This is a genomic window from Paraburkholderia terricola, assembly GCF_003330825.1.
In the GTDB taxonomy this organism is placed as follows: Bacteria; Pseudomonadota; Gammaproteobacteria; order Burkholderiales; family Burkholderiaceae; genus Paraburkholderia; species Paraburkholderia terricola.
The window spans coordinates 1863684-1878685 of the sequence record NZ_CP024942.1; the positions used below are offsets into that span (position 1 = coordinate 1863684).

The following is a 15002-nucleotide window of genomic DNA, read 5'->3' on the forward strand; positions in this document are numbered from 1 at the left end:
TTTCTGATGCTTCCGGCCAGCTTGCATGCGAGCGCGGTCAATAACATGACGCAGACCAGCGTCTCGCCAAGAGCGAAGGCGAGTGCCGTAGCGATGTAACGTTTAATCCGGTTCATTCGTTCGGAGCGTTGTTTGGCAAGGACTTTATTATCCCGCGTAACGGTGATTTAAGACAAACCTGCGCCCCTTCAACGCCTCACCCCCGCCGAACCAACAAAAAACTCACCCCAACCCCCGCCAGAAACGCTCCGCAGCAACGATTAAACCACCGACGAACCGTAACCCGTACCAGCCATTTCCCAAGATACATCCCGGCCCACGAATACAGCGCGATCGCGACCCACTCGAGCACGAGAAAGCTCGCGCCCAGCACGGCGAACTGCGGCAGTATCGGCTTCGCGATATCGACGAATTGCGGTAGGAACGCGGTAAACACGAGAATCGCCTTCGGATTGCCGGCGGCCACGAAAAACTCACGACGTGCAGTCCGTCCGAGCGATGCCTCGTCCTGCTGTGTCGAGTCGATGGCAGGGGCGTCGCTGCGCCACAGTTGAATCGCCAACCAGATCAGATAAGCGGCGCCAACCAGTTTGATGGCGAGAAAGAACCACTCGGATGCATGTAGCACAACAGCGAGTCCCGTTGCGGCAAGCACCAGCATCAATGCGAACGCAACAAGCCGGCCAGTGCCGCCAACGAAAGCGGTTATGAAACCGTGACGCGCGGCCACGTTAATCGACAGTAGATTGTTCGGTCCGGGCGCGAGGTTGATCGCGAAGCAGGCGGGCAGAAAAAATAGCCAGGCGGTGATGGACATGACAGGCTCGCACGATGAACAGGCATTTCGACGCATCGCGCGGCGCAACGGCAGGCTCTCGCGACACTCCTGGATGATTGTAGCGAAACCGACTTGCATCCATGCAACGACGCCTCAATTCACCGACTTAACAAACCCCGGATCACTAATCAACGCGTCAACGCTCAGCTTCACCGTATCCTCGATAGCGATGGGACTGCTGGTGAATTTAGGCGACTTCCGGCTGACCGTTTTCGAGGTTGAGAACACGACCTTACGAGTCGCGGCATCGGTCACCACATAGCGCATCTTCAACGTCCAGAATGCCGGCGACCGCGCGTCGTCCACGGTGAATTTCTCGATGCTGCCGCTCAGCACCTTCCTGTCGTCGTTCAGATGAAAGCCGGCGACCTGCAAGCTGTTCGCGATGCCGTTGCGCACCGCTTCGTTGATGTCGCCTTTTAGCACGATGCTGGTCATTGCCGTGTTTTCGATGCGGTTCGGCGAGACGCGTCCGGTGCGAGCGGGTAGGTAGGCAAAGTCGCGCGCGGGGGCGACGATGAGCCGTCCCGTGGGCTGCGAATGCGCAACTGGGTGAGGCGCGGACGCGGCATTCAGGCCGAACCACGACCATGAGCAGGCGGACAGCATCAAGGGTAGCGCGACGGCGCCGCAGCCCTTGAGCACGGTGCGTGTCAATGCGAGGCAGGAAGGACTGAAGGTCTGCCGCAGCGACTGGATTCGTTGCTGCGACTCAGGCGCTGTGCGGGAAGAAGCGGCGGTCGAGGTCAGAGGAGCACCTTTTTAATGAATCATCGCGGTGGAGGGCAGCATGGTAACAGCGGGCCGCGCAAGCGCGTCTTGTTAATCAGCGCGCGGCGTGCCGGCAGACGAGCACGCTGAAAACCGCGAAGCCGTTTCAGAAGAACCCGGCTTTTCCCTGCGTCATATCCACGAGCGCTCGCCTGGCGTCGTCCATCGCGGTGACCGGCAAGCGGATCGTCATCCTCACGAGCATCCCGTACGCGCTATCGACAAGCGCATATTCCTCGGCTTCGAGCCATCTCCGCACTTTCGCTTCATCGGCGTAGCTGACCTCGACAGTCAACGAGACCTGAGCAATTCTCTCGATCCGCGGCGCATTCAGTAAGGCGGAAGCAATCGCATCGGTATACGCCCGCACCAGGCCACCGGCGCCGAGCTTCACGCCGCCGTAATACCGAACGACGGCGGCCAGCACGCCGTCCAGATCATGATGCCGCAGCACTTCGAGAATCGGCCGTCCCGCGGTGCCGGAGGGCTCGCCGTCGTCGGACATGCCGGACTGGCCGCCCGCCAGCAGCGCCCAGCACACATGCGTCGCGCCAGGATGCTCGTCGCGCAGACGACGCAACTCGGCCATCGCCGCGTCGCGGTCGGCAACCGGTATCGCGTGCGCGATGAAACGGCTCTTGCGGATTTCGAGTTCCGCGGTCAGCGCCGCAGGCAAGGTATAGGTGGGCAAGGCAAGGACTTCGGTGAAGGAAAATTGCGGACACACGTGGCTCCGTGAGCGCAATGGTAACGGATCGCAGCCGGCGAACCGGCAAAACGCGGATGTAAGATGGCGTCGCCGTTCTCCGCATCCACTGGCGGCTTGGAAAACGGCGCATCCCGCGCACTTTGCGCGCCTGTCTACCACGCTACGCTGCACGCCGATGAAACCCGGCACCTTCGACTACAATCCCTCACTGAACGCGCATCCCGTCCATGAAACCCAGCGCGTCAAAGGAGACAACATGCTCGATCTTTCCACCTTGGGAACCTTCATCGCCGTCGTACTTGGACTCTTTCTGATTCCGGGTCCAGCCGTGCTGCTGGTTTTAACGCGTACCGTGCACGGTGGCCGCAAGGCCGGCATTCTCACCGGCCTCGGTGTCGCCGTGGGCGATTTCGTTCATACGCTGGGAGCGGCGGTAGGCCTGTCGGCCTTGCTGATGACCTCGGCGCTTGCGTTCAACGCCGTGAAATTCGTCGGCGCGGCGTACCTCGTCTATCTGGGCATTCGCGCCTTGCGCGAAAAGCAGGCGAACGCGCAAAGGCCGGCCGTCGCGTCGGTGTCCGCTTCCAAAGCCTTCTTTCAGGCGATTCCCGCCGAAGTATTGAATCCCAAGACCGCGCTTTTTTTCCTCGCGTTCCTGCCGCAGTTCGTGCGCCCGGAGCACGGCTCTTCGTTCCTTCAATTCGCGACGCTTGGACTTATCTTCGTTGGCATGAGCGCGCTTTATACGACGCTGATCGTGTTGACCATCCGGCCGCTGGGCAGGCTCGTCAAGCGTCTGACATGGCTGACTCGCTGGCAAAACAAGATCATCGGCGTGCTGTTCATTTCGCTCGGCCTGCGTGTGGCCACGCAAACGCGTTGACTTGACCCGCCCGCGCGGTTTGCCCGCGCATCGCGCCTGCGAAAAGAACTTCGGGCTGTTAGCACAACGCGATCATGATCGAGGTCGAAACCGCAATGATGAACAGGCAGGTCGCGGTAAGGAGATCGTACGGATAGTTCATGGCATGACCGTCAAACGTGGCGAATGAAGCGCCGATCATAGGCGTGATCGTTCCACGTGACTGTCAAGCATTGCCAGATGCGGGCCTATCGCGAACGCGATTGGTTGGGTAGGAAAACGGCGCGCTGGCATAGCGCGTGAGCGTTCCGCATTAGAGGGTGTTAGGCACTTTTGTTAAGGGCTGCAAAGTGGATAAGCATAAGCACGGAGAAGACGACGAAGTGCAAACCAGCCAGGGTTTCGGGCAATCGCTCGTAGTCTCTGGCCAGTCGACGGAAGCGGTTGAGCCAGCCGAAGCTGCGCTCGACCACCCAGCGACGCGGCAACAGCACGAAGCCCTTTTTCGCCTCCGACAGCTTGATTACCTGAAGCTCGATTCCTTCATCGAGTGCCGCCTGCGCAGGCTCTTCGCCGGTATATCCCTGATCGGCGAACGCCACCTTGACCGTCTGGCCCGTGGCCTGCTGAACCTGACGCGCCAGTTCACCGACCTGCGCGCGTTCCTGTTCGTTGGCCGGCGTAACATGCACAGCAAGCAATTGCCCCAAAGTATCAACCGCCATGTGGACCTTGCTGCCGCGTTTGCGTTTGTAGCCGTCGTAACCGGCGCGAGGTCCACTCTCGCAGGTCGACTGCAGGGTCCGCCCGTCGAGAATGACCGCGCTGGGTTGACCACGACGCTCCTGCGCGATCCGGATGATCGAACGCAGGTCATTCACCATGGCCTCGAAACAGCCGGCCTGAATCCAGCGCTGCGTCTGCTGGTAGACCAGTTCCCAAGGTGGAAAGTCATTGGGCAACAAACGCCACGGTGCACCCGCGCGTACGATCCAGCGCGGCGCGTTGAACATCTCGCGCAGTTCGTAGCGGCGCTGCGGTGCGTCCTTGTTCATCAAGGTCAGGTACGGAGCGGCGAAGTACCACTCTTCATCCGATACATCCGTTGGGTATGGCCTGCGTTTTTTCATTCTGCCAGGATACCAGGTCTGACAAAAAGTGCCTAACACCCTCTAGCAGGCTGTTGAAAAGCGCCCCGTCACGAGGACCGAAGCTATGTTCAGGAGGCTTGCGCGTGCGATTTCCCGCTGAATTACCGGTTCGCCGCGCAATCTGCGCGGGGCATGCGCACGCATGCAGCCCTTGTGGCGCGCAGTCTTCGCGCCGTAGCGGCTCATCGCGTCGCTCCTTGGGGCACCACACCTGGCATTCGGGCCATGCGGGTCAGATTGCTCGCAACCATCGTCAGCTTGAAGTGCTGGTCGACACGCTTGATACCGCGATAGACGGTCTGCCGGATCCGTCCGATGGTCTTGCCCCAGCCGAAATGCTCTTCGATTCGTTTGCGGATGATCTGGCTAATCCGGTAGCCCGCATGCCGCGAAGTGCGACCGTCGATTGCGCTGCCGCCCCAACGCTCATCGTTGCGCGCGACATGCGGTGTCACGTTGCGAGCGCGGCAATCGTTCACGAAGTCGCGGGTGTCATACGCCTTGTCGGCGCCAACTGTCTTCGCATGAGCGCCTGGCACGCAATCGAGCAATTGCAACGCGCTGGCCCGCTCGGCGAAACCATCCGCGTGACTAACCACGGCGCCGACCACCAGCCCCGAGCGATTCTCCATCAGGATGTGCCCGTGGTAGCACAGGATGGCCGGGCTCTTGTGGCTCTTCTTGAACAATCGCGCATCCGGATCAGTAGTCGACTCGTGCGTGGCATTGCTACGTCGCTCGCCTTTCCAGTCAGTGTCGGCGTTGCGGCCACCGCCGGCTGGCGGACCATCGTCCGGACCGTCCTTGCGGCGGAAGCTCTTGTGACTGGCCCACGCCTGAAGCAGCGTGCCGTCCACCGAGAAATGGTCTCTCGACAGCAAGCCCCGTTTGTCCGCCAGGCTCATGACTTCGGTGAAGAACGCTTCCACGACTTCATGCTCCAGCAACCGGTCGCGGTTCTTCGAGAACACCGAGTGGTCCCACACGGCGTCCTCAATCGCCAGCCCGACGAACCAGCGGAACAGCAGGTTGTAGCGCATCTGCTCCATGAGCATGCGCTCGCTGCGCACCGAGTAGAACACCTGCAACAGCAGCGCCCGCATCAGCTTCTCAGGCGCAATCGAGGCACGGCCGGTGTCCGCGTAGATGACGCTGAACAGCCCGTTGAGCCGTTTCAATGCATCATTCACCAGCAACCGGATCGGTCGCAACGGGTGATCTGCCGGAACGAAGTCCTCCAGCTTGACCGTCGTGAACAGGGGCTCCTGCATCTCATCCATTCCGCGCATCGCATCCGCTGCCAAAGATCATGAACACGATATCCATAACGCCTGTCCCTCAAACCCCGTTTACACGGGATCCAAATTCAACAGCCTGCTAGAACGCCACGCGCGCGCCAGATAATGAAAATTTCAGTTGCGGCGAAGTGCGAGCAGGCGTTATTCGTCGCCATGCTGGCAGAAGCGGCGGCCCGGTATGTGCGATACCACGGCCTGGGCGATTTCGAACGGCGTGCTTTCCGCGGGCACCACGCGGCGGCTGGATTCGGGCGTGTGCTTCATCGTCCATTCGACGAGGCGATACGAACGTCCCCAAGGATGCTGCAGCGGGTCCGAGACCTTGCACGTGTGGATCTGGCGCACCCATTCGTTGCCGGGCATGGCGCGCAGATGCGCAAATACCGTATCTTCAACCATGGTTTGACTCCTTCTTCGCAGGCATGCAGCCCATCTTTCGGCGCGTCGGCGACACCCCTTAAAAAAAGCGCCGCCGATGCTCTGGCGGCTCAACAGGGGGATGGTGAGCGCCATGGTTGCAGGGAAGAATTAAGCCAGACTTAAGATCGGATAAAAGCGCATGCGCCAGCGCCCAGCCGTCCCAACTGTTTTACGGCAACGCCGTTTCCGAAACCGGCTTCGTCCTGCCGAGTTCCTTCTTCACGCCTTCGGCGTAACCGGGGTCGACCTTGTCGAACAGCGCCAATTGCCGGTTGACGATGTCCGGCGCGACGCCCGCCATCGCTTCGGCGATATTGCGGAAAAAACGCTCGCGCTGCGGCGCGTCGAACAGCTTGTACAACGCGCGCGGATGGCTGTAGTAGTCGTCGTCCTCGCGATGGTCATAGCGCTGGATCGCGCCATCCACGGCGAGCGGCGGCTCGTTCACCGAGGCGTCCTGCGGGAATGCCCCGAACCGATTCGGCTCATAGTTCGGCGTGTTGCCGAGATTGCCGTCCGTGCGCATGCCGCCGTCGCGATGATAGGAATTCAGGTTCGCCGTGCGCGGCGCATTCACCGGAATCTGATGATGGTTGATGCCGAGCCGATAGCGCTGCGTGTCGCCATATGAGAAGAGGCGGCCCTGCAACAGGCGATCCGGCGAGAAGCCGATGCCCGGCACGACATTGGCGGGCGTGAACGCGGCCTGCTCGACATCGGCGAAATAGTTGTCCGGATTCCTGTTCAGTTCGAGCACGCCGACGTCGATCAGCGGAAACTCCTTGTGCGACCACACTTTGGTGATGTCGAACGGATTTTCCGCGCGCGCATGCGCGTCGGCTTCCGTCATCACCTGAATGCAGAAGCGCCATTGCGGGAAGTTCTTCTTGTCGATCTGCTCGAACAGATCGCGCTGCGCGCTTTCCCGATCGCGGCCGATCAGCTCGGCGGCCTCGGCATTCGTATAGTTTTCGATGCCCTGTTTCGACTTGAAATGGAACTTCACATAGAAGCGCTCGTTTTGCGCATTGATCAGCGAAAACGTATGCGAACCGAAGCCGTGCATCTGCCGGTAGTTCTTCGGGATGCCGCGGTCGCTCATCAAGATCGTGACTTGATGCAGCGATTCCGGATTGCGCGACCAGAAATCCCACACCATGTTGGCGTCGCGCAAGTTGGTTTGCGGATTGCGCTTTTGCGTGTGAATGAAGTCGGGGAACTTGAGCGGATCGCGAATGAAAAACACCGGCGTGTTATTGCCGACAATGTCCCAATTGCCTTCTTCGGTATAGAACTTCACCGAGAAACCGCGCACGTCCCGCTCCGCATCGGCCGCGCCGCGCTCGCCCGCCACGGTGGAAAAGCGCATGAACGTCGGCGTGACCTTGCCGACTTCGAACACCTTCGCTTTGCTGTACCGGCTGATGTCGTGCGTGACGGTGAGCGTGCCGAATGCGCCGGAGCCTTTGGCATGAACACGGCGTTCTGGAATGACTTCGCGGTCGAAGTGCGCGAGCTTTTCGAGCAGCCAGAAATCTTGCAGCGTGATCGGGCCGCGCGGGCCGGCGGTTTCGGAGTTCTGGTTATCGCCGACCGGCGCACCGGCGGCGGTCGTCAAGATTCGATTCGTCATGGCGTTTCCTTTGCTTGCCTGGGCGGGGGAGAATGCATCGACCGCTTGCGTGGCGATCGATGCGCAATGGCGCGCCGGATTGCCGGATGTCCGGCGCGCGGCCCAGTCTAGCAATGCTTCTGCCGCGCCACGCAATAAAACGTTGTTAAGAGATCTAAATCGAGGCGGTTACATTACGTCGGGCGCATTGGCAGTGCGTGTATCGTGCTTCCCCGTCAAATCATTGCTAACGAATCTGTCAAACGCCCGGCGCATCCGGCGGCACCCCGAGCAACTGCAGCGCGCCGCCCGTCACTCCGCTGAACACCGGCCCCGCCACCGTGCCCCCATAGAACGCCTTGCCCGCCGGGTCGTCGATCATCACGGCGACGATCAGCCGCGGGTCGCTCATCGGCGCCATGCCGACGAAAAGCGCGCGATAGCGGTTTTTCGCGTAAGTCGCGCCCACCTGCTTGCGCGCCGTGCCGGTCTTGCCGCCGATCCGGTAGCCGGGCACCGCCGCGGCGCGCCCGGTGCCGCCTTCGCCGGTGGCCATTTCCAGCATCGAGCGAATCGCGCGCGCGGTAGCCGGCGTCGTGACCGCATGGCCGGTTTGCGCTGATTGCATGACCGCACCCGCGCCGTCGCGCACCAGACTCACGCGATGCATCGTGCCATCGCCGGCATAGGCGGTGTAGACCTGCGCCATCTGCAGCAGCGAAGCGGACAACCCGTAGCCGTAGGCCATCGTCGCCTGTTCGATCGGACGCCAGCGTTTGTACGGCCGCACCTTGCCGGACGCCACGCCCGGAAAAGTCAGATCGGGCCGCGAGCCGAGCCCGTATTCCTGATATTTGGTCCAGATCTTTTCGGCCGGCAGATTCAGCGCGAGCTTGGCGAGCGCGATATTGCTCGACTTCTGCACCGCTTCGGCGACCGTCATCATGCCGTGGTTCGAGGTGTCGTGAATCACCGCCGGGCCGATCTTGTACCAGCCAGGGGCGGTATTGATGACGCTTTGCGGCCGCACCTTGCCCTCGTCGATCGACAGCGCGACGACCAGCGGCTTGATGGTCGAGCCGGGCTCGAAAGTGTCGACCACCGCGCGATTGCGCAGTTGCCGCCCGGTCAGCCGGGCGCGGTCGTTCGGATCGAAGCTCGGATAGTTCGCGAGCGCCAGGATCTCGCCGTTGCGCGCATCGAGCACGACCACGCTGCCGGCTTCGGCGTGGTGTTTGGCAATGGCTTCCTTCAGTTGCGCATAGGCGAGTTGCTGAATGCGCCGGTCGATCGTCAGGTGGATGGTCGCGCCGTTTTGCGCGGGCACCAGCGGCCGGGTCTCGGACACCACGCGGCCGAGCCGGTCGCGGATCACCTCGCGATGACCGGGCACGCCGAGCAACTGCTCGTTGGCGGCGAGTTCGACGCCTTCCTGGCCGTTGTCCTCGATATCGGTGAAGCCGACCACGTGCGCCGCCGACTCGCCTTCGGGATAAAAGCGCTTCGAATCCGCGATCTGCGTGATGCCCGCAAGCCCCAGCTTGTTCAGATGACCGGCGGTGTCGGCATCCACCTGGCGCTTGAGCAGCACGAAGCTCTTGTCGCCGTTCAGACGCCGGCGCAATTCCGCGAGCGGCAGATCGAGCAGCTTCGAGAGCGGCGGCAGCGCGGCCTCGTCGAGCTGTTTGGGCGAGGCCCAGATCTCATAGGTCGCGAGACTGACCGCGAGCATCGAACCATTGCGGTCGACAATGCGCCCGCGTGTCGCATCGAGTTCGATGGTGCGCTGATAGCGCTTTTGCCCTTGATCGACGTAGAAGTCCTGGTTCATCACCTGCACCCAGAACGCGCGGCCCGCCAGCGAGGCGAACGCCGCGAACACCAGCAGGACGATGAGCTTCGAGCGCCACATCGGCAGGCGTGCGGTCAGCAACTGGTTCTTCGCGACGGGCGCGTAGGGTGCGTGCTCGGACTTCTTCTTCTGGGTCATGGGCTTTGCATCTTTGAAAGACAAACAGCAATGAACAGCGGATCGGCCAGCGCCGCCCGAACCGGCGCCGCCGCTCCGATTGTAATCAGAACGTAATCTGTATGCGAGGCCTCCGCAAGCCGATCGTGGATGCGCGGCACGTCGCGCACGCCCAAGCAGCATGAAAAAAGCCGCGCGGACTTGAAAATCCGCGCGGCTCGTTCGTTCGATTAATGCGTCAACTCCGACGCGGCGTGTTAAAGAGGCGCTCCCTGCTGTCGAGCGCCTTCTTTCTTTGCGCTTCCGCTAACCTCCGTCAGCGTCCAAATTTATCCTCAAGCCGGCAGCGCAAAGCTCGAAATCGCCTCGCGCAGCACGCCCACCTGATCCTTCAGCGAATGAGCCGCGGCGGCGGCCTGCTCGACCAGCGCGGCATTCTGCTGGGTGACCTGATCCATTTCGCCGACGGCGCGATTGACCTGTTCGATGCCCGCGCTCTGCTCGCGCGACGCGTTGCTGATTTCCTCGAGGATTTCGTTGACGCGGCGCACCGACTGCACGATCTCGCCCATCGTCGAGCCGGCGTTGGACACCAGCGACGCGCCGGCCTCCACGGTATGCGTCGAGGTCTCGATCAACGCCTTGATTTCCTTCGCCGCCGTGGCCGAGCGCTGCGCGAGGCTGCGCACTTCGGCGGCGACCACGGCGAAGCCGCGCCCCTGTTCGCCCGCGCGCGCCGCTTCCACGGCCGCGTTGAGCGCGAGAATGTTGGTCTGGAAGGCGATGCCGTCGATCACGCCGATGATGTCGCCGATCTGCCGCGAGCTGCTGGTGATCTCGCCCATCGTGCGGACCACGTCGTCGACCACGCGGCTGCCGCGCGTGGCGACATCGGCGGCCTGACCGGCGAGCTGCGACGCTTGCTGCGCGCTGTCCGCGTTCTGCTTCACGTTGACCGTCATCTGGTCCATGCTCGACGCGGTTTGGACGAGCGCGGCCGCCTGTTCCTCGGTGCGTTGCGAGAGATCGGTGTTGCCGGCGGCGATTTCGGTCGCGCCGATGTTGATGTTTTCCGTGCCCAGGCGCACGCGCGAAACGGTGTCGACCAGACCGGCCTGCATCGTGCTCAGCGCATGCAGCAGACTTTGCGTGTCGCCCGGCGCGACCGGCACGCGTGCCGCGAGATTGCCGCGCGCCATCAGTTGCGCGGCTTCCACGGCGACTTCGAGATCGCCGCCGAGCGAGCGGCGGATGCTGCGCAACACCAGCAGCATCGCGGCGGTGGCGATCGCGCCGAGCGTGACGGTGATGAGAAGCCAGCGCAGCAGATTCGCATAAAACGCGCGCTGCACGTCGTCCATGTACATGCCGGTGACGAGATACCAGTCCCACGGCGTGAAATGCAACGAGTAGCTGGTTTTCGCCACCGGCTGGTCGCTGCCCGGCTTCGACCACAGGTAATCGACGAAGCCGCCGCCATCGTGATTGCCCGCCTTGACGATGTCGACGAACAGATGGTTGCCCGCCGGATCGGCGAATTGCGCGAGGTTCTTGCCGATCATCTCCTTCTTGAACGGGTGCATCAGCATGACGGGCTGCGAGTCGTTGATGGAGATGTAGCCGTCCTTGCCGTAGCGCATCGACGCGAGTGTTTCGAGCGCCTGTTTTTTCGCGTCTTCCTCCGACATCGCGTGCTGTTGGGCGAGCGTGTGGTAGCGGGCCACGATGTGGTTGGCCTGGTCGATCAACGCGGTCAACTGATCGCGGCGGTCCGCGATCATCGAGGCGCGGCTTTGCCATGCGCCGAAGCCGCCGATCAGAATCAGGCCGATCCAGAGGATGGCGATCATGGAAGCGAGTTTTTTGTTCAGAGTCATAGCGATGGGTTTTGCTTTCGCACAGTGGTCGGTCAGAGGTCGGCTCCGCGTGTTCGCTGGCCGCGGATGGTTTGTCGCTCACTCTGTTTACGGCGTAATGGCCTGCTATCCGCAGTGAGGGGAAACCCGCTGTTTCGCGTTTTTATTCGTCTGAATAAATTGGCGCTTTTCCGGTATTGAACGCATTGGCGGTTATACGTTTTTTCCGCTTGGCGCGGGTTGGTCCGGGATTTTCGGGTTTCAGGTCACGGGCGCCAGCGCATTGAAAAGTTAATGAAAACCGCGAATTAAATGCGATATTGGAAATGGGCGAATAATTCGCCCGCCAAAAAAGGATGAATGGACAAACCCTTAATCGGAGGACGGGCGCGGCTTGCATCAAGTCTCCACAAAACGCCAACAAAACCCAAAGTCCGGGGCACCGTCCGGGTCACCGCACGGGCGCAAAAAACGACACAGTTTTCCACGTAAGCGCAACGGAACATGCGCTCTGTCATCAAAAAGACAAATAAATAAAAATTCCGCTATAGTCGCCATTTTCCGGCCGACAGCCGGGCAAAAAACAGCACCAATAAGCCCGCCACAGGAGAGAACAGAACATGAACGCCCGCGAACCCGCATTCGTTTCCGCTTCCCGCAGCGCGCGCCTGCGCCAGATGCTGGTCAGCAACGAACTCGAATTCATGATGGAGGCGCACAACGGCCTCTCCGCGCGCATTGTCCGCGAAGCCGGCTTTAAAGCCATCTGGGGCTCCGGCCTCGCCATCTCCGCGCAATTCGGCGTACGCGACAATAACGAAGCAAGCTGGACGCAAGTCGTCGACAACCTCGAATTCATGGCCGACGCCAGCGACCTGCCGATTCTGCTCGACGGCGACACCGGCTACGGCAACTTCAACAACGTGCGCCGTCTGGTGCGCAAACTCGAACAGCGCGGCATCGCCGGCGTGTGTATCGAGGACAAGCAATTTCCCAAGACCAATAGCTTCATCAACGGCGAAGCGCAGCCGCTCGCCGACATGGACGAGTTCTGCGGCAAGATCAAGGCCGGCAAGGACTCGCAGTCGGACGAAAACTTTTCGATCGTCGCGCGCGTCGAGGCGTTGATCGCCGGTTGGGGCATGGACGAAGCGCTGCGTCGCGCGGAAGCCTATCGCCGCGCCGGCGCGGACGCGATCCTGATTCACAGCAAGCTCTCGCGTCCCGACGAAATCCTGGAGTTCGCGCGCGAATGGGCCGGCCGCGGTCCGCTCGTGATCGTGCCGACCAAGTACTACAGCACGCCCACCGAGGTATTCCGCGAAGCCGGCATCAGCACCGTGATCTGGGCGAATCACCTGATTCGCGCGGCCACCTCGGCAATGCAGGCCGTCGCCAAGGAAATTCATTCGAGCCAGACGCTCGTGAACGTCGAGGACAGCATTGCCGCCGTCAACGAAATTTTCCGCCTGCAAGACGCCGACGAATACTCGGAAGCCGAAGACCGCTATCTGACGAGCGGCCGCGCGGCCGGTTCGGCGGTGGTGCTCGCGGCGAGCCGCGGCGCGGGCCTCGAAGCCGTCACCGAGGACCGTCCGAAGGTCATGCTGCCGATCGCCGGCAAACCGCTGCTGCGCTGGCTCGTCGATGCGTTCAAGAAGCAGGGTGTAAACGACATCACGGTGGTCGGCGGTTATCGCGCGGACGCGATCGACACGGCGGGCATCAAGCTGGTCGTCAACGAACGGCATGCGCAAACCGGCGAACTGGCGTCGCTCGCTTGCGCGGTCCAGGGCGACAAACTCGCGGGCGACACCGTGATCTCCTACGGCGACCTGCTGTTCCGCAGCTATATCCTGCGCGACCTCGTGGAGAGCGAAGCGGCGTTCAGCGTGGTGGTGGATTCGTCGCTGACCGACGCGGAAAACGCCAGCGTGCGCGATTTTGCATGGTGCTCGGCGGCCGACGACCGCGGCCTGTTCGGCAACAAGGTCACGCTGCGTCATGTGTCGAGCGGGCAGGAGGCTTCGTCCGCGATCGCCTCGCAAACGCCGCACGGCCGTTGGGTGGGGTTGTTGAACGTGCGCGGCGAAGGGCGCGAGCGTTTGCAAGCGGTGCTCGGCCAGTTGCAGGCGCGTCCGGATTTCGATTCGCTCGACATGCCCGCGCTGCTGAACGCGCTGATCGAAGCCGGTGAATCGATCGAAGTGCAATACGTGCACGGCCACTGGCGCGGTGTGAACGACCTGGAAGACTTCCGTCGCGCCGGCGATTTCGCGCATGCGCAAGCGCCGTTCGCGGCAACGGCGGGCAACAAGGCCGCGGACGCAACCGGCGGAGCCGCGCAATGATCGAGGCGGCACAGTTCGTCGAGGCGGCGCGCGAACGCGGCTTCGACTGGTATGCGGGCGTGCCGTGTTCGTATCTGACGCCGTTCATCAATTACGTGTTGCAGGACGAATCGCTGCACTACGTGTCGGCGGCGAACGAGGGCGACGCGGTCGCGCTGATCGCGGGCGTCACGCTCGGCGCACGCAACGGCCGGCGCGGCATCACGATGATGCAGAACTCCGGGCTCGGCAACGCGGTGAGCCCGTTGACCTCGCTCACTTGGACCTTCCGTTTGCCGCAATTGCTGATCGTCACGTGGCGCGGCCAGCCCGGCGTCGCCGACGAACCGCAGCACGCGCTGATGGGCCCGGTCACGCCCGCGATGCTGGAGACGATGGAGATTCCCTGGGAGACGTTCCCGACCGAGGCCGACGCGATCGGCCCGGCGCTCGATCGCGCCATCGCGCATATGAATGAAACCGGCCGCCCGTACGCGCTCGTCATGCAAAAGGGCAGCGTGGCGCCGTACGAGTTGAAAGACGCTGGCGCGGGCACGCGCCGCGTGCCGGCGGCGGCGCGTTCGCAGTTCAGGAACGTGGCCGCGAGCGAATTGGCTTCACGTCACGAGGCGTTGAAGAAGGTTATCGCGCATACGCCGCTCGAATCGACGGTGGTGCTGGCGTCGACCGGCTTTTGCGGCCGCGAGCTGTATGCGATCGACGACCGTCCGAACCAGTTGTACATGGTCGGCTCGATGGGCTGCGTGACGCCGTTCGCGCTGGGCCTCGCGCTCGCGCGTCCCGACCTGCACGTGGTCGCGCTCGACGGCGACGGCGCGGCGCTCATGCGCATGGGCGCGTTCGCGACGCTCGGCGCGTACGGCCCGTCGAATCTCACGCACGTGCTGCTCGACAACGGCGCGCACGACTCGACCGGCGGTCAGGCGACGGTATCGTCGCAAGTTTCGTTTGCGGGAGTGGCGGCGGCGTGCGGTTATGCGTCGGCGATTGAAAGCGACGACCCGAGCGTGATCGACGAGTTGTTCGACGCGGCACCGGCGCCGCACGGCCCGCGCTTCGCGCGTCTCGCGATTCGCCGCGGCACGCCCGACGGCCTGCCGCGTCCCACCATCACCCCGCCCGATGTGAAAACGCGCCTGATGCGCCACATCGGCGCCGCTTAAGG

General features: G+C 62.4%; 13 protein-coding genes. 3 read left to right on the forward strand and 10 right to left on the reverse strand.

The window, feature by feature from the left end; all coding sequences use genetic code 11:
* Positions 1-196: 196 nt before the first annotated feature.
* The 3 genes from CUJ90_RS26910 to CUJ90_RS26920 form a co-directional block, all read right to left on the reverse strand.
* Positions 197-817, reverse strand: a complete 621-nt coding sequence (locus CUJ90_RS26910) for a LysE family translocator (protein ID WP_083081302.1) — start codon at positions 815-817, stop codon at positions 197-199.
* A 114-nt stretch (positions 818-931) separates the two neighbouring features.
* A complete protein-coding gene (locus tag CUJ90_RS26915) occupies positions 932-1483 on the reverse strand; it encodes a hypothetical protein (RefSeq protein ID WP_073432966.1) in 552 nt (183 codons plus the stop codon).
* A gap of 232 nt (positions 1484-1715) precedes the next feature.
* Positions 1716-2336 (reverse strand): IMPACT family protein, encoded by a 621-nt coding sequence (locus tag CUJ90_RS26920; RefSeq protein ID WP_422879708.1) that lies wholly within the window; start codon positions 2334-2336, stop codon positions 1716-1718.
* A 238-nt stretch (positions 2337-2574) separates the two neighbouring features.
* Between CUJ90_RS26920 and CUJ90_RS26925 the strand changes: the two genes are divergently transcribed.
* Positions 2575-3201, forward strand: coding sequence for a LysE family translocator (locus CUJ90_RS26925; RefSeq protein WP_073432968.1), 627 nt, complete (start codon positions 2575-2577; stop codon positions 3199-3201).
* A gap of 58 nt (positions 3202-3259) precedes the next feature.
* Here the strand turns inward: CUJ90_RS26925 and CUJ90_RS33665 are convergent, their stop codons facing one another.
* From CUJ90_RS33665 to CUJ90_RS26955, 7 genes are all read right to left on the reverse strand, one after another.
* A complete protein-coding gene (locus tag CUJ90_RS33665; RefSeq protein ID WP_268802016.1) occupies positions 3260-3382 on the reverse strand; it encodes a hypothetical protein in 123 nt (40 codons plus the stop codon).
* A 121-nt stretch (positions 3383-3503) separates the two neighbouring features.
* Positions 3504-4310, reverse strand: a complete 807-nt coding sequence (locus CUJ90_RS26930) for an IS5 family transposase (protein ID WP_114164249.1) — start codon at positions 4308-4310, stop codon at positions 3504-3506.
* A gap of 203 nt (positions 4311-4513) precedes the next feature.
* Positions 4514-5620, reverse strand: a complete 1107-nt coding sequence (locus tag CUJ90_RS26935; protein ID WP_073427243.1) for an IS5 family transposase — start codon at positions 5618-5620, stop codon at positions 4514-4516.
* Positions 5621-5770: 150 nt separating this feature from the next.
* Positions 5771-6028, reverse strand: coding sequence for a DUF2866 domain-containing protein (locus tag CUJ90_RS26940; protein WP_073427244.1), 258 nt, complete (start codon positions 6026-6028; stop codon positions 5771-5773).
* A gap of 190 nt (positions 6029-6218) precedes the next feature.
* The gene (locus CUJ90_RS26945) at positions 6219-7682 is read right to left on the reverse strand and encodes a catalase (protein ID WP_073427245.1); all 1464 of its coding nucleotides are present in this window, start codon (positions 7680-7682) and stop codon (positions 6219-6221) included.
* Positions 7683-7920: 238 nt separating this feature from the next.
* Positions 7921-9651, reverse strand: a complete 1731-nt coding sequence (locus tag CUJ90_RS26950; protein ID WP_073427246.1) for a peptidoglycan D,D-transpeptidase FtsI family protein — start codon at positions 9649-9651, stop codon at positions 7921-7923.
* A 314-nt stretch (positions 9652-9965) separates the two neighbouring features.
* On the reverse strand, positions 9966-11507 hold the full coding sequence (locus CUJ90_RS26955) for a methyl-accepting chemotaxis protein (protein ID WP_114164250.1): 1542 nt from the start codon (positions 11505-11507) through the stop codon (positions 9966-9968).
* A 599-nt stretch (positions 11508-12106) separates the two neighbouring features.
* On the opposite strand from CUJ90_RS26955, the gene aepX reads away from it, so the two are divergent.
* Positions 12107-13837 carry a phosphoenolpyruvate mutase gene (gene aepX / locus CUJ90_RS26960; protein ID WP_083081290.1) on the forward strand — a complete coding sequence of 577 codons (1731 nt, stop codon included), beginning with the start codon at positions 12107-12109 and terminating at the stop codon, positions 13835-13837.
* Positions 13834-15000, forward strand: coding sequence for a phosphonopyruvate decarboxylase (aepY, locus tag CUJ90_RS26965; RefSeq protein ID WP_114164251.1), 1167 nt, complete (start codon positions 13834-13836; stop codon positions 14998-15000). The genes aepX and aepY overlap by 4 nt, the downstream gene beginning before the upstream one ends.
* The last annotated feature ends 2 nt before the right edge of the window (positions 15001-15002 follow it).